We start from the raw sequence: 18,943 nt of genomic DNA, 5'->3' as shown, positions 1-18,943 counted from the left end.
TTTTTTAGTGTCCTTCAAATTCGCAAATCGAATACACATCTATCCCGTAGGTATCCTTGATTCGTTTTGCTCCACCTAAATCAGGTAAGTTGATGATTGTAGAACATTCATGAATTTGGCCTTTTAGGTTTTGGATGAGTTTGATAGAGGCTTCCAAGGTTCCCCCTGTAGCAATGAGATCGTCCATGATGAGAACTTTGTCACCTGGCACGATTGCATCCGTGTGAATTTCTACATGGTCAACCCCATATTCCAAAGCATAAGATTCGGAAATGGTAGTTCCTGGTAGTTTTCCTTTTTTGCGAATGGGAACAAAACCCACTCCCAATTGGAACGCAAGTGCGGCACCTGGGATAAACCCTCTTGCATCGATGGCAGCAATTTTATTTAATTTTGCATTTTGGTATCGTTCTACAAACATCCCAATGGTGAGTTGGAAACCTTCTGGATCGATGAGCAGGGACGTGATGTCTCGAAACAAAATCCCTGGTTTCGGGTAATCAGGAATGGTTCGTATCTTAGATTTAACAATGGACATAAAAGGATGAAACCAAGGAAGACTAGGGTCTTGCAATAAAAAAAGGCCGGCAATTGCCGACCTTTCTCACCATTCCTTAGTTTTCTGATATGGTTTATCTCATTTGTTTGAGGGCCAAAATTCGTTCTTCTAATGCCGGGTGAGTGGCAAAAAGAGATAAGAATCCACCTTTCTTAGAAGAGATTTTGAAGGATGCAAGAGCTTCGCCTCTTGGGTCTTCTGGCATCTCTACCATTTGTCTGAGGGACTCGAGGGCCGAAATCATGGACTCTCTTCCCGCAAGTTTTGCACCACCAGCATCAGCTCGAAACTCTCTTTGGCGAGAGAAATAAGCCACAGCGATGGAACCAAGGATCGAGAATACAATGTCGAGTAAGATGGTTACTGCAATGCGAACAATATGTGCCATCTCTTCTTTCACCGCATTTGCCGCTACATAAGCAATGATACGTGAGATAAACATTGCAAACGAGTTTACCACACCTTGGATGAGGGTAAGAGTCACCATATCACCGTTGGCAATGTGGGACAATTCGTGAGCAAGCACACCTTCTAACTCTTGTGTGTTCATTCGATTGAGTAGGCCAGTAGAAACTGCTACCAAGGCACTTGATTTACTAGGTCCTGTTGCAAACGCATTCACTTCAGGGGATTCGTAAATTCCCACCTCAGGCATAGGAAGGTGAGCTCGTTGTGCTAAAGATTGAACACGACGATAGATTTCCATTTCATGCGAAGAGGCTTGTTTCGGATCGATGATTTTGACTCCCATCGTCCATTTCGCCATCATCTTTGAGAGTAAAAGGGAAATAAAAGACCCCGCCATACCCCACATCAAACAGAAAATAATGAGCCTAGTTAGATCCAAACCAAAGGCTCGGATGCTAAATCCCATCGAACCCATGAGGGTAGTAACGATGGAAATCGTAGTCATAATCAATATATTGGTTAACAGGAAAAAACCGATTCGTTTGATCCAAGTCATAGGATATTGTTCTCCTTAAGGTTCTTTTGGGAACCTATACATTAGACTGAAACTCTAAGACTGTTTGCAAAAGATTACAAGCAATTTAATGGGTAGAAGTATCCGCTTTTTCTTTGGAACCGAGGAACTGAATCAGTAAAAACAAGGTCGCAAGAGAAAGATAGGCGATTGGAAAATCCCAACTGGCAATTTCGGTGAATCGATTCAAAATCGCATTCCCTTTCAATTCATAAGCGTGGATCCAACCTACCGTTGACAAAACTGCTGCAATCACTGCCCATAGGCTTGCCTTCCACCATTCTCGTTCCAAAATGAAAACGACCATGGCCGCCCATATCATAGAAGTGATGAGAAACCCTTGGGAAAGTGAGAGGACTCCTCCAAGAGCATAGGGAAGAAACGGCATATGAGTTGGGATGTCAGACAAAGAAAAATGAATTTCTTTTGCTCCACCTACTTCCTGTAAAATGCCTTGGAGTTTTCCATCTAAATATAAAAATACATTTTGGATGATGAGAACTGCCCAACCAGCAAATGCAGGTAATAAACCAACGACAACAGCAGGAGAGTGGTGTTTGGGGATCGCTTGGAATGCTTGGCTTGTGATGATAATCCCTATCCACAATACAATCGCCATTCCTGCTTCTATAGGGATGAGAGCTTGGATAAGACCCATCAGTCCAAACAAACTAACGACTGTCATGAACACACCGGATAACATCGAATAACTGTGTTTTGCCCCTAGAGCTTTCCAACCAGGGTGACCAATGTAAATGGTAGTTGGGAAAGGGGAACCAAATAGTGTACCAGCAAGTGTTCCAATACCATTCACAAGTAAGGATGTTTTTGTATCAAAACTATCCCCAGAAGCTTCTGCGGATTCAATATTTTGTAAAGAACCAATCACATTAAAGATGCCCATAGGTAAGATGATCGAAAAGTAGGCTTGTAAATTGGCATAGTTCAGTGTTTCTAAAAGAGGACCAAGGGAAAGTTGCGGGAAATAAAAACCTAAATTAGAAAGTCCATTTTGAATTCCTGCTTCCTGGTAAATGGGATCTCCCCAAAAACTAGAAAGATAGGATAAGAATACTCCTACAAGAACAGACAAAAAGCCACCTGGGATTCCAAAAGGGAAACGAACCTTTCCAAAGTATTGGAGAAGGATGATTCCGAGTGGGATAAAGGCAATGAGAGGTCTTTCAAAAGTTCTCAGTAAAAAATCCATGGAGATAAAGGTAAGGGCAATTCCTGCCAAAGCAGAAAGTAAGGCAGCTCTTGGTGTGTATTTACGGATGTGGGCTGCAAGGAATGATCCTAAAACTTCAATCAAACCGGAAGCAAAGGAAACAAGAAGTCCTGCTTTCCAAGCTTCTTTGTAATCACCTGTCGCTTGGTAGGTGGGAAACATCACAAAAAAGATAAAAGCAAATAAAGATACGGTATTGATTCCATAAGGAATTGCTGTGACATCCGTTCGGTTGGTTCTTTGTCCTAGTTTCCAAGCTTGCCAGGCATAAAATACATTCCCAACAAGTAAGGAAACAGCAGCTCCAGGTAACACCACTGAGGTGATAAATGCCAAAGGAAAGCCACAGACACCAATACAAAGGGCAGAAAGAACTAATAGTTGAATCAGGTTGTCGACCATAAGACCAAAAAATCCGTCTAGGTCACCACGTGTGATGGTAAAAAAATTCATTCGCTTCGTTTGCCTCCAAAATCAACTCGAATGACATTTCCATCTCCCGTTACTTCTGGTTTGGGAGTTTTGGGTTTTGTTTGCGTTTCCTCTGGGCTTATATTTGTTTCGATTTGTAGAAACCGAAGTTGAGTCGCAGAATTTTGAAATTTATCGTAGATACGAAAAACGGCATCCCAAGGAATCATTGTTGGTTCCCAAGTAGATCCAAATTGTAACTCAGCAAATAAATAATCGGGTTTACTATCTAATACTTTTACCGCTTTGTCACCAAACACAAGTACGATGCCAGATTCTTTTTCTGCATTCAGTAGGCCTCGTTTTCCAATTTCTAATTTGGGGTGTGGCATGACATGGATGTAAAAAATACCAAATCGTTCCCAATACAAATTAAATAAATCTCGTTTGAACTCACGTAATGTTGTGATTTCTTCCTGCGTGAGGTTTTGGCTCATAAATTCCTTTTACCGAGTGATGTTTCCCATTCGATGTATTCATCGTGAATTTTATATTCTGGTATGATGTCTTTTAATGCTGCAAAAATTTCTCTGCTTTTGTTGGCTTTTGCCAAAGAAAACAATCGATTCAATTTGTTTTGGAAAAGTAATAAATTGTAATGATCAAGAGGAGCAGCGATCCGAATTTTTGGATGATGAGTTTTTTTAATTCCTTCTTCATTTAACAGGAGTTCTTCGTACAATTTTTCGCCTGGGCGTAATCCAGAAAACTCAATATTGATGTCTTTGTAAGGAGTGTAACCTGATAAACGAATCATCTCTTCTGCGAGGGAGAGGATTTTTACTGGTTCGCCCATATCGAGTAAAAAGATTTCTCCATGTTCGCCCATACTACCCGCTTGTAACACAAGTTGTGTGGCTTCTGGGATCGTCATAAAATAACGAATGACCTCGGGGTGGGAGACAGTCACTGGGCCACCACGTTTGATTTGTTCCCGAAATCTTGGAATCACACTTCCATTGGAACCAAGTACGTTTCCAAATCGAACGGTAATGAATTTTGTGCGAGAATTTTGGGAGATATGTTGTAAGTAAATTTCTGCGGCACGTTTTGAGGCGCCCATCACATTGACTGGGTTTACAGCTTTGTCTGTAGAGATTAATACAAAACGTTCCACACCAATGAGTCGGCAAACATCAGCCACGTTTTTTGTACCCATGACGTTATTGAGGATTGCTTCCGAAGGATTGATTTCCATCATCGGAACGTGTTTGTAAGCGGCAGAGTGGAAAACTACAGAAGGTCTGTGTTCTTCAAAAACGGCAGAAATCCTAGATAAATTTTTTACGTCTGCGACAACTGGCCGGATATCAATATTAAATTCAGAAAAGTTTTTCCTCAGTTCATAATCGATTTCGTATAACGGAGTTTCGGCGGCATCTAAAATGACAAGAACACTAGGTTTAAAAATTGCCACTTGGCGGCAAATTTCAGATCCAATGGAACCACCAGCCCCTGTGACTAAAATGACTTTTTTCTCTAAATAAGAACGAATGGATTCAATTTCCAAATTCACCGTGGGTCGCCCGAGTAAGTCTTCCACTTGTACTTCCCGAAGTTGAGTGATGTTTGGTTTCCCTGCGAGATATTCGCCAAACGTTGGTAAGATTTTAAACTCAACACCAGCGCCATCACATTCTTTCATGAGTTTGCTCACAACACGCCCATCGGGTTGGGGAACGGTCATGATTACTTTTTTGATTCCATACCGAACCAAAACTTTTCCTATGTCATCCGTGGAACCGAGGATGGGAACACCTTGGATGTAACCACCTTTTTTAGAGATGTTATCATCTAAAAATCCAACTGGAAGATAATCTAGGTCAATATTTCGCCTAATTTCTGTTAAGAAAGAACTTCCTAATTTGCCCGCTCCAACAAGTAAGATGGGAGTTCCTTTTCGAATTTTGTCTGAACTGAAAATTTGTTCACGGATCATTCTCCAACTCAAACTGCGGAGGCATAAAAATCCGAGTAAGATGAGAGTATCAAGGATCGGAACCATCCGAGAGAGTTGGTAAAATCGATTGTAAAAAAGCAGTGCTAGTGTTGAGACAAGAGAAGAAAGGATGGTTGCTTTGATGATGGCTAAAAGATCGTGTAAAGAAGCATAAGACCATAAGGAACGATAAATTCCTGAAAACAGAAAGACAACACTACGAGTGACCACAACGATGGTGGCGCAAATCCAAAAATCGGGATAATTTTCTAAGAAGCTTATGTTTTCGAAACGCACAAGGTGTGCGAGAAAATAGGACAAAAACATAAAGAGGATGTCGACAGGAAAAACCCAGTATCTTCTTGGAATCGATTTCATATCTGATAAATAAAGGTATTTGGAACAAAATTCCTTGTAAATACAGAATCTGTTCCGAAGAATAGAAAAGAGGAAAAACCTGTTTGAAATCACTTCTTTTCCGCTTAGCGGGGATATTTTCCGCCGAAATAGGCTCGGAACTTTATTTAAAACTAAAGGAAGAAACCCTTTCGCCTGCTCTTTTTTGCCTTGATTTTAGCGAGGTGACTGAGGTCACGGAAGTGGGCTTTGAATTTCTCAAAAAAATGGCTGTCAGGTGTAAGGAGACAGGTTCCAAACTGGCAGGATTTGGATTGCAAACTGAAATTCCAGGTATGGATCCACAAATCCTTTCTTTTTTCAAAGAGGAAGCAGAATGTATCCATTACTTAGAATCATTTTACATCGGCGAAACGCCAGCCAATGAACTTAACCCAAATTCGAAAGAGGGCAAAACCATCCATTGTCCAGAATGCCAAACCAAACTCCGATTCAAACAAATGGGAGATCATCTTTGCCCGAATTGCCAGGCTAAATTCTTTGTGAACCAAAAAGGTTGGGTTTCCACTTACGAACGTTTGTTGTGATTCAAATGTTTGGTGGGAACAGCTTCCCAAGGTTTGTCTGGCCAAGGGTGTTTTGGATACCTTCCTTTTAATTCCTTTTTCACTTCATGGTAACCTTGGTTCCAAAAACTCTCTAAGTCTTTTGTAATTTGTACTGGCCTTCTTGCTGGTGATAATAAATGGATCAAAATTTTGACCTTGCCCTTTGCCAAACTTGGGAGTTGTTTTAGACCGAATAACTCTTGTAATTTGACATGTAACTCGGGTTCCTTTCCTGAATACTGGATGGAAATTCTAGAACCAGATGGAACTTGTAGGGAAGTAGGTGCTTCTTTATTCAAAATGGATTCTGTTTCATAACCTAGATATGCTTTAAAGGCTTCGAAATAGGGGATCCGATCCAAAGAAAATTTTTGTGTTTCCCAACCTAGGAAGGGGAAAAGCCATTCTTTGGCTGTTTGTTTTAATTCTTCAAATGATATCTTTGCATCCAAAACTTGGTGTTCTACCAAAAAACGCACTCGGTGGTAATACCGCATGAGTTCCTCATTTTTTCTCCATTCGGTTTCCCAATCTAAACTGAACAAATAAGCCTCCAATGCATTTTGGAGAGCAATTGGATTTGGTTTCAAAAGTTCTTTTGATTCTAATACCATCTCACCTAATCTTCGTTCTTCTGACACAAGTAAATAGGATTCTTCCTTTTGGTTGGTTCGAATTTCGGGACTTTCTTTGGTTTCGATTTGATCGGGAAGGCTTTCTTCGATGATATCTAATGAAATAGGAAGGTAATGTGTGATGTAGAGCGTTTGTCCAAAGGAAATGGTATCTAAAGCGATTAGGTATTCTGGAATATCCAGTAAATTCGTTTCTAAAACTCCGATTTTGCCATTGGAAAGTTTGTAGTCTTTTCCTTCCTTGGATTTACGTTTGGCGATTCGATCTGGGTATCCTTGGCAAAAATAAAACTCTCGAGACCGGTTCCTTTTGGAAGGAGAACTCTCATTTTTCCCTTTAAAAATGGCGAAAATTTGCTCATACACTAACTTGAGTTCGTTTGTGAATGTAAGTGTTTGGCCTGTTTGCATAAAATCTTTTGCCTCTTTGCCTGAGGATTCTTTTCCTACAATGAGAACAATGTCTTTGAGAATGTTCTCCATTGACTTAGGCAAACTCGCAACGATCCTTCCTAATCGAATGGGTAGGGGGTAGGACAAAGCCTCTTTACCAAGTTGGGTTAGATTGCCACTTCCATCCAAACAACCTAAGCGTTTCAAACGTTCCATGGATAAGATCAGTGAACCTTTGTTTGGTGGATCGAGGAAAGGAAGGGAATGGAGTTCTTCCCCAAATGATTTGACTTCCAAAACCAAACGATCCAAATCTCCTTCTAAAATTTCTGGTTTGGTGCGATCATAAAAACTAGATTCTTCTTCTTTCGACCAAAGTCTGTATACATATCCTTTTCCTTCCCTTGCCGCACGACCTGCTCGTTGTTTGGCACTACTCAAACTGATACGATCTTTTACTAGGTGTTGGATTCCGGAGTCTGGATCAAATACGGAGTGTTTGAAAAAACCTGTATCAAAGACCACACGAACACCAGGGATGGTGACTGAAGATTCAGCTAAATTCGTTGCGAGAATGATTTTCTTTTTTCCCATCGTTTCGGGGAGGAAAACCTTTTCTTGCTCTTGTAAACTCATATCACCAAATAATGGGTAAACGGAAGTTTGGTTTTGGCAAATGGGATTTGAACTCAGTACATATTTGAGATCTAAAATTTCTTTTTTCCCAGATAAAAATACAAGAATATCGCCTGACGTTTGTTCCACTGCCTTCGGAATGAGGTCAAGGAGTCTTGTTTGGGCATTTTTATTGGACTCACCCATATAAAAAATTTCCAAAGGATGTGTTTCTGTGGAAACTTGGATGGGTGGATTTTCAATTCCCAATTTAGAAAAATTTTGCCCTTCTAACGTTGCAGACATGACAAGGATCTTTAAATCCTTACGAAAGATTTCTTGGGTTTTTTTCGCGAGGGCAAAACAAAGGTCAGATTCCAATCTACGTTCGTGAAATTCATCAAATACCAAAAGCCCTATGTCCGAAAGTTCGGGATCCGAAAGAAGATATTTGGTTAAAATTCCATCAGTTACAAATTCAATTTTTGTATTCGCACTCGTTTTGGAGTCAAACCGAACCCTATACCCAACTGTTTGGCCCAAATCTTCTCCTATGGATTGGCTGATCCGTTTGGCTGCATTTTTGGCAGCGATTCGGCGAGGTTCTAAGATACAAATTTTTTTGCCGACACTCACTCCCTTTTTGAATAACTCCATAGGTAAGGCAGTGGTTTTTCCCGATCCTGGTGGTGCATCTAAGATCGTAATGGGAAAATTTTGAATTGATTCGACTATTTCCTGTAAGGCGGAAAGGACTGGGTAATTTGGATTTTTAGAATTCACAGTAGGGGATAAAAAATAGTTTTAGTTCCCAGCTAAAAATGCAAACAAATTGTATTTTTTTCTAAAAATCACAAGAATCGGGTTTCCTTGACTCTAAGTTTGGGTTAACCTAATCAGGTGGATATTCAGGAAAAACAATACAAACTCATTCAAAATTCCATAGAATACATTGTGAGCCACCATGAAACCCAACCGAGTTTGGATACTTTGGCAAGTCTTTCGGGTCTCAGTCCTTCCCATTTTCAAAAACTATTTCTTTTATATGTGGGTGTATCTCCCAAACAATTTTTAGCAGCAGTCACCATAACACATGCTAAGCGAATCGTAAAAAAGAATTCGTTACTCGAGACAAGTTTTGATTTAGGTTTGTCGGGATCTGGTAGATTACATGATTTATTTATCAAATGGGAAGGAATGACACCTGGGGTTTACAAATCAGGAGGGAAGGGGCTTTCTTTGTTTTATGAAACGATACCTACGATTTTTGGAGATTTGGTTGTTGTTTCCTCCGCATTCGGAATCCAATCCCTCCAATTTACTTCTTCTTTACAAGATAAGGCAACCCTCATTCAATTTATGCAAAATGAATTTCCAAATGCGATTTGGGAAGAGAAGGAAGCTCCTATACATACCAGTGTGAAAGAATACTTTCAGACCTTTGCCATTCCCAAAACTCCGATCCCCTTAGCGCTTAACGGAACTCCCTTTCAAATCAAAGTTTGGCAGTCGCTAGTCCAGATTCCATTGGGGTCAGTCTCCACGTATAGTGAAATTGCGAAATCCATTGGATACCCGAAGGCACAAAGAGCTGTTGGTTCGGCGATTGGGAAAAATCCAATAGCTGTCCTCATTCCATGCCATCGCGTGATTCAATCCTCTGGTTTGTTTGGAGGTTACAGGTGGGATCCACTGCGAAAATCAATGTTAATTGCCTGGGAGAAAGCAAAAACTTCTCCAAAAGCATAACTGAAATAAGATAGGTCATAACGAACGTTTGGATTTTGGATCTCAATTTGAGATCCATTTTTTTTAAAATACGATCTGTTTTAATGGGCAATCATACGAGTATGAGAGACGAGAAAAAATCCTATTAGTAATAAACACTGAGCAATCAGGTAAGTGACCCAAGGAACTTGGAATTCCCACTTGGGATGCCTGGTTCCGTTGATCGTAGTTTCTCCCATAACCGCATCTGACAATAAGAAAAAGCCAGCACCAATTGCTAAATAGACCCAAACACCACCATACAAAAGATAGGCGTTGATACAGAGGGATACAAAAAAACAGAGCACGAGACCATAAACAAATGCAGATGCCATCACCCATTTGGATCTTTCGGGATTGTAAACTCGAAAATAAAAAATCACAGCTGGCAAAATGAGTAAAACTGCAGTGACTAGGTAACTTTGTGTTCCTGAATACAATTCAGTCCAACTGATGAGCTTTTGAAACGCTAAGATGAAAAACACTTGGGCAATCGCAAAACTAAAAATTCCACCAAGAACTGGGTCTTTCATATACTTTTTTGCCAACGGGAATTGTAAATTGAACCAGTCACCTAGCATAGAGAATGCGATTGCATATAAAGGATAAGAAAACCTGGCATGTCCCATTTGGAATAACAACCAAGCAAATACAAGGACTTGGAAAGAAAAACCAAAGTATACACCACGAGAAATTTTGAGACGTGATGTTGGATCGCTTTCTTCACTGATTGTATACCAGTGGATACAAAAAGCAGAGACGATGGCAAAGGGAATGGCGGTGAGAATGAGGTAATAGACCATACTTCATTCTAACATAGAATGCCAAAAACGGCAAATAGATGGATTTTAAATGTGGTGAAAATCATTACTATATAGTATCCAATTGCTGTTGAAACAAAAGGATAACACGAACAAACTCCTAACGAGTTCAGATGGAGCTATCCCATTAAAAAAAATTCTAACTGCACCAGAATGAACGTTCTCAAAACGCGTTTGCACCGTTTCTAACGGTTTGTACTCCCTCGGTCGAAATACACTCTGGTTGCGAAACTCCATTAGGGAATTCATAGTGGTCGAAAATCGTAGTTTTGGTCCCATACAAATGCAAAAAAAGAACATTTTAATTTACTTAATTTCCTTATTCACATTGATTTCTTGCCCTGGAGGCGGGGGCGGTGGTGGCGGATCCGCCTTGGCTTTGTTAGGTTTTGGGGGAGGGTCATCATCGTCGACCGTCACAGACCCTTCAATCCCTCCGACGGAAACTCCCCAATTGCAAGTGTTTCGTGATGGGAACCAAATCACACATTCATCCACTACTAATATTGGTTCAGTAGTGGTATTAACTCCAGGAACCCCCGTTGTGTTTTCGATCAAAAACTATGGATTCCAAACTTTAAATTTAAATGGTGTTCCTGATGTGATTTCCAAAACAGGAACCCATGCGGCTCTCTTTACGATCACACAGCCTTCTGATCTTTCATTATCATTCAATGAAACTGTTGATTTTACGATCCAATTCAATCCAGATTCTTTAGGTGAAAAAACAGCTCAAATTTCGATTTCATCAAATGATCCTTCAAGACCAAATTTCCAAATCAATCTCACTGGAACTGGAACTCCTGTCCCTACACCTGAGATTTCGTTGACCATTGCGAGTGTTGATCGAGTCAGTGGATACACTCATACTTTTACTTCCGTACAAGAAGGTCTTACCGGATCAGATGTTACGGTAACCATTCGCAACCAAGGTACAGCTGCGTTAGACGTATCTAATATTTCGTTAGTATCAGGGGATACTTCTCAATTTTCGATCACTCCAGGAACAATCCCTAGAAGTGTCTCCGCTGGAGGGAGCACTACATTTACGATGCGTTTTAATCCAAGTTCGACGGGAACCAAAGCAGCAGTAGTGAATATTCTTTCCAATGATGGCGACGAGTCTACATTCGTACTCAATCTTTCAGGAAATGCTACTGCAGCTCCCGCCCCTGAAATCAATGTTGTTTTAGTTAGTAATTTGGGGACGATTGCAAATGGTGGATCCTATAATTTTCCAACTGTTGCTGCTACTGTGACAAATGCGACGGCAATCGATTTTAGAATCCAAAACCAAGGCAATGCCAATTTAAACTTAACGAGCGCTCCTAACTACGTTCAAATCACGGGCACTGATGCAAACCAATTTGAGTTTGTCGGATCCCAACCTACGACTCCAATTGCGAGTGCTTCGTTTCGTAATTTCTCGATTCGCTTTCGTCCAACTACAGAAGGCGCGAAAACTGCTTCTATCTCGATCGCAAATAATGATTCCAATGAGAATCCCTATACATTTACGATTACTGGAACAGCGGGACCTGCTCCTGCTCCCGAAATCAATTTGATAGCAAACAGTGTTGATATTGCAAGTGCTGGATCAATGACATCCTTTGGAACAGTTCGCGTTGGAAGCGCAAGTGCAAGTACTACTGTTACAATCCAAAATACAGGAAATGCTACCTTAAACTTAACAGGTACTCCAAGAGTTTCGATTGTTGGCGGGAACACTTCGGATTTCCAAATTGTAAGCCAACCATCTGCAAGTACAATCAATAGTGGATCCAGTTTAACTTTCACAGTGCGTTTTACCCCTACGGCAACAGGACTACGTTCCTCTACATTTCAAATCGCAAACAATGATAGCAATGAAGGCACGTATACTGTGAATATTTCTGGGACAGGGAATGAACCAACTTCTCCTTGCAGTCCAACAATTGACACATTCTCAAAAAATGCAAATGTGGGCTCTCAAGCTATCACAGGGGGAACATTGTATTGGGCAAGCACTCTAGGTTTTGCAATTTCACCTACTTCCCCAAGTGTAGTTTATTATATGGATCAACCTCATTCCAATCCATCGGCAGCGGTTTTAAGTTATTTCTATAATTTCACTCAAACTACACTCATGCAAAGTAGAGACTCTGTTGGTACAACTGTTATGTCAGGAATGATTCCTTATTCACGTTATTCGAATGATTATTTGACAATTGTAGGAGGATCAACGATTCCAACTTATAATCCTGCTTCTTCGTTTGCACTCTTGTTTGAACCGAACTCTACAGTTTCGTTTCAATCGACAACTGCGACAATAACTACAGCAACGAGTTGTAATCCAATGCTTTTGGAAGACCAAGCATTCACTTCTTCCGAAGGGACAACTTCCACGCATGGATTGGATAAGGTTTGGACGTATCGTAAAAAATTGAATGTTCGATTGATTTTCGTAGATGGCACGTATGCAACGCCAACGATTGCAGGGGTACAGGCAGCAGTGGATCGAATGATCCAAGTCTATGCACAAAATTCAGTAAAAATTGACCTTCAATTTACAGCAACCACGGTATCCGCAGCAGAATTTCAAACCATAGTTGATTTGGATGATGACACGGGTAGTGTCGCAGCATCACTTACAAAGCTTTATACTACAACAAGTGCTGCCCAGGATGCGACATCTCTTAATATTTATCTAACCGCAGATGAAAGCCAAGTTGGAGGTGTTCTTGGAATTTCTTCAGGAATTCCTGGACTTCCTGGTGTTACTGGAAGCAAAAAATCGGGTATGATCCTTTTTATCGAACCACACCGATCTTCTGGAGATCCTGGAGAAGTTCTCTCCAATGCGGATTTGGTGTTTTTAGGAAATACAATGGCCCACGAAGCGGGACATTTCCTTGGTCTCTTCCATACAAATGAAAGGAATGGATATAATGCCGCATCCCCAACTGGTCTAAATGCTCGTGATCCGATTCGCGACACACCATCTTGCGCATCTTCATTGGCGAATACTGTTTATCCGAATGGCGTAGTTGATATTGACGAATGTATTGGAACCACGTTTACGAGTGCTGGTGGATACAATTTGATGTTTTGGGCCGGTGACGGTGTGACCGACCAAGGACAACTCACAGGAGAGCAAGGGTGGCTCTTACGTAATAACCCATTAACTTATTAAGGAATTATAATATGAAAATGATGAAACTAATTTTTACCTTACTCATTCTGCAAACCACTTTGTTTGCAGAAGCATTGGATCCGAATCGTTACCAAAAGATCAAACGTATCTTAAGTCAAACAGGACATCTTGAATTGGATGTCATGAAACGTTCACTGGAATCGATTGTTAGTTACCCAGCACCTTATCTTCGAACTCTTAGTGAAGAGTCTGGGGTTCGGATTTATGTGAAAGAGAGAGCTATTATGCTTCTTGCTCATTATCCTGACGGAGAATCAGAAAACTTACTTAAAAATAATGTGGCAAACCAAGCACTTCATCCAAGTTTGCGCAAGTTTTCTGCCCGTTCTTATCGAGATGGATTCATCGGTAAAAAAGCAGACCAAGTGAATTCGTACCTAAACCAATATCGCTATGATGCGAAGATTGGAGATACAGTCCGGACACTTTTAGATCCAAAAATTAAAAAGAATTTAAATCTAAATTTGGAAAAAACAGAAGCTACTGAAAATATCAAAATGAAGAAAAAAGCGAATCAGTAATTGTGTCGTTAAATGTCAATCTTTCGGCATTAGAGAGTATCAATCGAGAATGTTGTACTCTTTGCGGGAACTAATTAAAATAAATTAGTTCCCTTAAATTTTTCACCCAAATCAACTCTGCTTGGCTCGATCCGTTATGTCGAACGGAATGCGCTCCTAGAAAAAAAACCTGAATTGTAAGCCTCCCATTTTGTCTAACAACCAGTGGTGCTCCTTCGATTTAGTTTTCTATTTCTCACATTATTTTCCCTAAGTCAATGTACAAAAACCAATCCGTCGTACGAAGCTTGTGAGAGGGCGGACTTGGATTATTTGGCCTGTTCTCTTGTCGTTTACCAATCCTATACATTTTGTGCCGAATCGGCTTCTGCGATATCAGGGAGTACCGAAACCAAGGCAGCGGCTAAATTTCAATGTGATGCAGAGCGATTGGTAGGTTCTTACCTTTGTGAAGACATCAAGAAAAAAGCCTGCGGAACCAAGTAAGGGTCCCTTACTTAGAACTAGTTAATGTTTTGAGATTTGACCCCGCGCCAGCGATTGCAGCGGAAATCTTTTCCCGCAAGTTGGCCTGCTTTGTTCTCTTATTCGAATGACTCGGAAAAGATTGGAGCGAAAAGCGCGGTCGATTTGCAAAGGTACGTTTTAGGAAATAATCGATTCGAGGCGCCCTAAGAGAAAGGGAATCGTATCAAATGGGTTGCTGTTACCCATGTGAGTGATCTAAAGTGTTACCGATGTGCCTTTCTGCACAACACGATACTGATATAATGCGACATAAGATTCATTATGGGAAGTTGCATATTGCTTCATAATTCATAGTATCTCAAATCAGAATAATGCTTCAAAAGTAAATGTATTTGTTCTGTCGAAAATTGACCGAAGGGGAACTGCGAACTTATTATTAAAAAAAATGTGGGAATTTGAGTTTGGATTGCGGATTTTGAAATTCTGTGTTAGGTGGGAAGTCCGCAAAAGAAAGCCCACAAGCCCGCCTCCACCACCCAATTCAGGGCGGGGGCCGCCCTGTCACCATGTGACATAGAAAACTTATCTTCTCTTTTCTATTTTCCTTCTTTCATTCGCTTCTGGATCACTTCATTCAAAACTTCCACAAGCTCTTGGAATTCGTCACCCTTACGAATGCGGATCGTTTCAATTGGTTCCCCAGAAGCCATCCTTTGGAGAGATCGTTTGATACTAAAAACAGGCCCAGCCATTTTGTGGGATTTGAAGATAGAGAATACGGTGATGAGTAAAAGGTATAAAACCGAAAGTGTCACAACCGCATCAAACTGAATCGTATAGAGATTCAATTGGTGGTCGTAGTTCGGAAGGTAAATCTCTCTGGGTACGAACTTTTCTTTCGCTTCCCCAGGAGCCGGATCTTCATTTTCGACTTTCCAATACACCGTTTGGGCATCTTGGCGCAGACGGAACACAGCCCCACCATCATACTTGGATTGGTTCAACCAGTACAAGAAGAGTAAGGTCACAAGTACTCCAGAGATAAACAAAAGAGAATAATGGGCTAAAAATTTTAATTGGAATTCCTTATCGATGAGATATCGGAATCGAAATGTTTTTTTGGGATTCTCTGGCATAGTTTCCTTTGCGTGGTGATGGTGCTTTTCGAAAAAAGAATTTCAGAAAAAGGAAATTTGTCAAAAAACTTCTGAGATTTAACGGATTTTTTCTGTTTCGAGGATGTTTTGGATGGGAATTTCAATGTCACCGTCCAAACCTTTGAAGTGCAAATGGGTTTCCGATTGCCCTAAGATCACTCCCCGGTATTCGGTTCCGTTATCCAATCGGACAAGTTCTAGGCGTGCATGTTCCTTGTACAACATGGATTCTTTTGTCAGGATTGACTGGGTATAAAAAGCCTTTAGTTCTTTTTCTTCTTTGGTGGTCACAGGAGAAGGAGATACTGGGAAAACTTCCCCTTGTTTAACAACTGCTTGTTGCTTTGCACTTAAAATCAATTCACCGAAGGAAACCGCCCCTTCTCTAACAGCAACAGTTTCGGTATTTCCATCATAGGTCACACTAAATACTGTTCCCCGAACTTGTGTAAGGTGATCGCCGGTTTGCACCACAAAGTCACTGTCTTTCGATAATTTGGAGACAGAGGCAAAGAGTTTCCCTTGTTTCACGGTAAACTTTTGGTTTACTGTCCCATCGTTTGTTTTTTGAATCAGATCCACGGCTACTTGTGACTCTTGCGCCACTCGAATCCAAGAACCTGTTTCGAAATGTAGGTCTGCTTGAGAGTTTTTTTCCGTTGTGATCCGATCACCGGAAGTGAGTTTATATGTTTCCATAAGGGGAACTGGAGTTGCGCTACCAGAAGGAATGACAAAGACAGTCCCTTTCACTTGTGAAACCGAAACAAGAAGTGGTAAGGAATCCATTCTTCGTTCTTCCATAGCAGAAGCACTGGCCACTTCCAAGTTTTTTTCCGGATCGGGTTTTATTAAGAAAACAAATAAGAATGTCGCTGCCAAAGCAAAACTAGCACCACCCACAAAAGTGAGACCAATGGGTTTTTTAAAAAAGGATATGATGTTGTTTTTGTTTTGATTCGGAACTTGGTATTCGTAACGAATCGAACGGGTCGCCATCTCTTCCCATTTTGGGAAGGATCGTGTTTCTGTGACCTGAGAAGGTTTTTGCAACAGGGATTCTAACGATTGGATCTGTTTCTGTTTTTCAAATTCGTTCATTCGTTGTTTAATCTGGAACCAGATTTTCCCTTTTTGCAATGGCCAAAACTTTCTCAGTGGCTTTGATGACAAGCCTAGAGGCGGTGGAAACAGAAACTCCTAAGATCTCCGCAATTTGAACGAGTTGAAATCCCTCGACATTTTTGAGTAACAAGGCAGACCTTTCTTCTTCTGAAAGTTCTCCTAAAAACGAATACAGACGATCTTCTAAGTCTTGGTATTCGGCTTTGGTTTCCAATTTAGGGTTATGGCTATGAAACTCAATTTCATCAGAAGCAATTTCTCTAGAGGTTGAAAACTTTTTTGCATAATTAATCGATAAATTGCGAGCAATGGTATACAAAACCATGACAGACTTCTCTTCCGAGAGACCAGCATTGGCATAGTGTTTGTGAAAACTTAAAAAGCTATCTTGCATCAAATCCATTGCTGTGTCCGCATTTTGAGTGTACTTATAAAGAAAGTCAAAAATTCGTTTATGACTTCTTTCGTAGATTTGACTCATGGAGACAGAATTGTCGGACACAATCTTGTATGTGTTCGTAAAACCGAGTCTCTGACAAGTAAAATCCCATTCCTCTCTGTAAAAGAAAACAAATGGGATGGCACTCATTCTCAGAAACTTGGATTATTTTTCACGTAAAAGGGCATCATTGGCCGCATTTTTATAGGCCCCAATCATGGTGGGGTAATTAAAAATGTGTTCGGTGAAGTACTCAATAGGTGCTTTTAAGTTGACCACACATTGGCCAAGAGCGATGAGTTCTGTCGCTTTGTCAGAAATGATATGAACTCCGAGCACTCTGCGACTTGGTTTATCAAATAAGATTTTGAGAAGACCTACTTGGTCTCCACTGATTTGAGCTCTTGTGATAGTATCAAATTTGGCAAGTCCAACACCATAAGAGACCCCTCTTTTCTGTAAGGCTTCTTCTGTGGGGCCAATGGTCGCGATTTCAGGTAAGGTATAAATTCCTATCGGAAATTCTTCGGCATCAACAGGAACAGACGGCAAGCCAAACATATGTTTTGCGACGTACGCACCTTGGTACATGGAGACCGATGCCAAACTAGGAAACCCAATCACATCTCCACAAGCATAGATATTAGGAACAGTGGTTTGGTAATTTTCATTCACTTGGATTTGTTTTCTGTCATTGGGGATGATGCCAACAGTCTCAAGCCCTAAATTGTCAACATTTCCAAGTCTTCCTCGTGAAATCAACACTTGGTTGACAAGGATCACCTCACCCTTGTTTGTTGTGAGTTCAAATCCTTCTTCGTCTGAAATTTTTTTGTAACTCGTGATGGAAGTATCCACATGGATTTGGATTCCCACATTTTGCATGATGCGTGTCATCTCATTGGAAATGTCTTCATCTAAAAAACCTAAGATTCGACTTTGGGAATCGAAAAGATGAACCTTCACACCAATATGAGAAAAAATGGTCGCATATTCAGAACCGATGATCCCTGCCCCAACCACCGCAATCGAACTCGGCATTTTTTTCATGGCAAAAAGTCCATCGCTATCATAAACAAGTCCATCTTCAAAAGGAATGTTTTCATTCGTTGGACGTCTGGGGCTACTTCCTGTAGCGATGAGGATGTTTTCCGTTTCGTATACTTTTTTTCTGCCAGCAGAGTCCGTGACTTCCACTTGGTTTTTGTCGATGATTTTCCCCCAACCTGTGAGCGTTGTCACTCGGTTTTGGATCATCTGTTCACGGGTAACATCCTCTTCCTTTTCAATGACAGTGGACGCACGAAACATCAGTTCTTGTAAGGTGAGACTGTTGGTTTGGGGAGACTGCATGCCGTGAAGGTTGGAGAGTTTTAAATTCCGATAAAACCGACTCGTTTCTTGGAGGGATTTAGAAGGAATCGTTCCCCAGTGGACACAACCACCACCTAAGTAAGGATCTTTTTCAATAATGGCGGCTTTTTTGCCGAGTTTGCTTGCTTGGATGGCAGCTTTTTGAGCGGCAGGACCGCCCCCGATAGCAATTAAATCAAAACGATTGATAGACATTGGATAAAAGAACGCTACCGAGAAAGTGAAAAATAGCAAGCAAAAATGGACAAAACTCAGTCGAGGGGAAATAAGAGTTTTGATTTAGGAAGA

16 protein-coding genes are annotated in these 18,943 nt (G+C 40.8%); 5 read left to right on the top strand and 11 right to left on the bottom strand.

Going from position 1 to position 18,943, the window contains the following annotated elements:
* Nucleotides 1-4: 4 nt before the first annotated feature.
* The 5 genes from EHQ59_RS03660 to EHQ59_RS03640 all read right to left on the bottom strand — a co-directional run bounded on the left by EHQ59_RS03660 (nt 5) and on the right by EHQ59_RS03640 (nt 5,560).
* Nucleotides 5-538, bottom strand: a complete 534-nt coding sequence (locus EHQ59_RS03660; RefSeq protein ID WP_135617795.1) for an adenine phosphoribosyltransferase — start codon at nt 536-538, stop codon at nt 5-7.
* A gap of 94 nt (nt 539-632) precedes the next feature.
* A complete protein-coding gene (gene htpX / locus EHQ59_RS03655) occupies nt 633-1,523 on the bottom strand; it encodes a protease HtpX (protein WP_135617794.1) in 891 nt (296 codons plus the stop codon).
* Nucleotides 1,524-1,608: 85 nt separating this feature from the next.
* On the bottom strand, nt 1,609-3,225 hold the full coding sequence (locus EHQ59_RS03650) for an NCS2 family permease (RefSeq protein WP_135617793.1): 1,617 nt from the start codon (nt 3,223-3,225) through the stop codon (nt 1,609-1,611).
* Nucleotides 3,222-3,680: a ClpXP protease specificity-enhancing factor SspB gene (locus EHQ59_RS03645; RefSeq protein ID WP_135617792.1), complete on the bottom strand. Its 459-nt coding sequence runs from the start codon at nt 3,678-3,680 to the stop codon at nt 3,222-3,224. The genes EHQ59_RS03650 and EHQ59_RS03645 overlap by 4 nt, the downstream gene beginning before the upstream one ends.
* A complete protein-coding gene (locus EHQ59_RS03640) occupies nt 3,677-5,560 on the bottom strand; it encodes a polysaccharide biosynthesis protein (RefSeq protein ID WP_208652317.1) in 1,884 nt (627 codons plus the stop codon). Before EHQ59_RS03640 ends, EHQ59_RS03645 begins: the two co-directional genes overlap by 4 nt.
* An 83-nt stretch (nt 5,561-5,643) precedes the next feature.
* On the opposite strand from EHQ59_RS03640, the gene EHQ59_RS03635 reads away from it, so the two are divergent.
* On the top strand, nt 5,644-6,126 hold the full coding sequence (locus EHQ59_RS03635; protein ID WP_135617791.1) for a hypothetical protein: 483 nt from the start codon (nt 5,644-5,646) through the stop codon (nt 6,124-6,126).
* On the opposite strand, the gene hrpB is transcribed toward EHQ59_RS03635, so the two are convergent.
* Nucleotides 6,108-8,573 carry an ATP-dependent helicase HrpB gene (hrpB, locus tag EHQ59_RS03630; RefSeq protein ID WP_135617790.1) on the bottom strand — a complete coding sequence of 822 codons (2,466 nt, stop codon included), beginning with the start codon at nt 8,571-8,573 and terminating at the stop codon, nt 6,108-6,110. The two genes, EHQ59_RS03635 and hrpB, sit on opposite strands and share 19 nt — an antisense overlap.
* Before the next feature lie 117 nt (nt 8,574-8,690).
* On the opposite strand from hrpB, the gene EHQ59_RS03625 reads away from it, so the two are divergent.
* A complete protein-coding gene (locus EHQ59_RS03625) occupies nt 8,691-9,539 on the top strand; it encodes a methylated-DNA--[protein]-cysteine S-methyltransferase (protein WP_135617789.1) in 849 nt (282 codons plus the stop codon).
* Between the two features lie 80 nt (nt 9,540-9,619).
* Here the strand turns inward: EHQ59_RS03625 and EHQ59_RS03620 are convergent, their stop codons facing one another.
* A complete protein-coding gene (locus EHQ59_RS03620; protein WP_135617788.1) occupies nt 9,620-10,360 on the bottom strand; it encodes a lysoplasmalogenase family protein in 741 nt (246 codons plus the stop codon).
* A 301-nt stretch (nt 10,361-10,661) separates the two neighbouring features.
* Between EHQ59_RS03620 and EHQ59_RS03615 the strand changes: the two genes are divergently transcribed.
* The 3 genes from EHQ59_RS03615 (at nt 10,662) to EHQ59_RS17815 (ending at nt 14,578) form a co-directional block, all read left to right on the top strand.
* Nucleotides 10,662-13,550 carry a choice-of-anchor D domain-containing protein gene (locus EHQ59_RS03615; protein ID WP_135617787.1) on the top strand — a complete coding sequence of 963 codons (2,889 nt, stop codon included), beginning with the start codon at nt 10,662-10,664 and terminating at the stop codon, nt 13,548-13,550.
* An 11-nt stretch (nt 13,551-13,561) separates the two neighbouring features.
* Nucleotides 13,562-14,092: a hypothetical protein gene (locus tag EHQ59_RS03610; RefSeq protein ID WP_135617786.1), complete on the top strand. Its 531-nt coding sequence runs from the start codon at nt 13,562-13,564 to the stop codon at nt 14,090-14,092.
* 303 nt (nt 14,093-14,395) lie between these two features.
* Nucleotides 14,396-14,578 carry a hypothetical protein gene (locus EHQ59_RS17815; RefSeq protein ID WP_244245367.1) on the top strand — a complete coding sequence of 61 codons (183 nt, stop codon included), beginning with the start codon at nt 14,396-14,398 and terminating at the stop codon, nt 14,576-14,578.
* Nucleotides 14,579-15,156: 578 nt separating this feature from the next.
* Here EHQ59_RS17815 and EHQ59_RS03600 read toward each other — a convergent pair.
* From EHQ59_RS03600 to sthA, 4 genes are all read right to left on the bottom strand, one after another.
* Nucleotides 15,157-15,696 carry a HAMP domain-containing protein gene (locus EHQ59_RS03600; RefSeq protein WP_135617784.1) on the bottom strand — a complete coding sequence of 180 codons (540 nt, stop codon included), beginning with the start codon at nt 15,694-15,696 and terminating at the stop codon, nt 15,157-15,159.
* Nucleotides 15,697-15,774: 78 nt separating this feature from the next.
* Entirely contained in the window at nt 15,775-16,818 is a 1,044-nt protein-coding gene (locus EHQ59_RS03595) for a FecR family protein (protein WP_135617783.1), read from the bottom strand.
* 7 nt (nt 16,819-16,825) lie between these two features.
* On the bottom strand, nt 16,826-17,323 hold the full coding sequence (locus EHQ59_RS03590; protein WP_135617782.1) for an RNA polymerase sigma factor: 498 nt from the start codon (nt 17,321-17,323) through the stop codon (nt 16,826-16,828).
* A 123-nt stretch (nt 17,324-17,446) separates the two neighbouring features.
* A complete protein-coding gene (gene sthA / locus EHQ59_RS03585) occupies nt 17,447-18,850 on the bottom strand; it encodes a Si-specific NAD(P)(+) transhydrogenase (RefSeq protein WP_135617781.1) in 1,404 nt (467 codons plus the stop codon).
* Between the last annotated feature and the right edge of the window lie 93 nt (nt 18,851-18,943).

Origin of the sequence: Leptospira kemamanensis (assembly GCF_004769665.1) — a bacterium.
Lineage (GTDB): Bacteria > Spirochaetota > Leptospiria > Leptospirales > Leptospiraceae > Leptospira_A > Leptospira_A kemamanensis.
The sequence above is the reverse complement of the archived record's forward strand: the minus strand, read 5'-3'. Positions and strand labels throughout refer to the sequence as shown.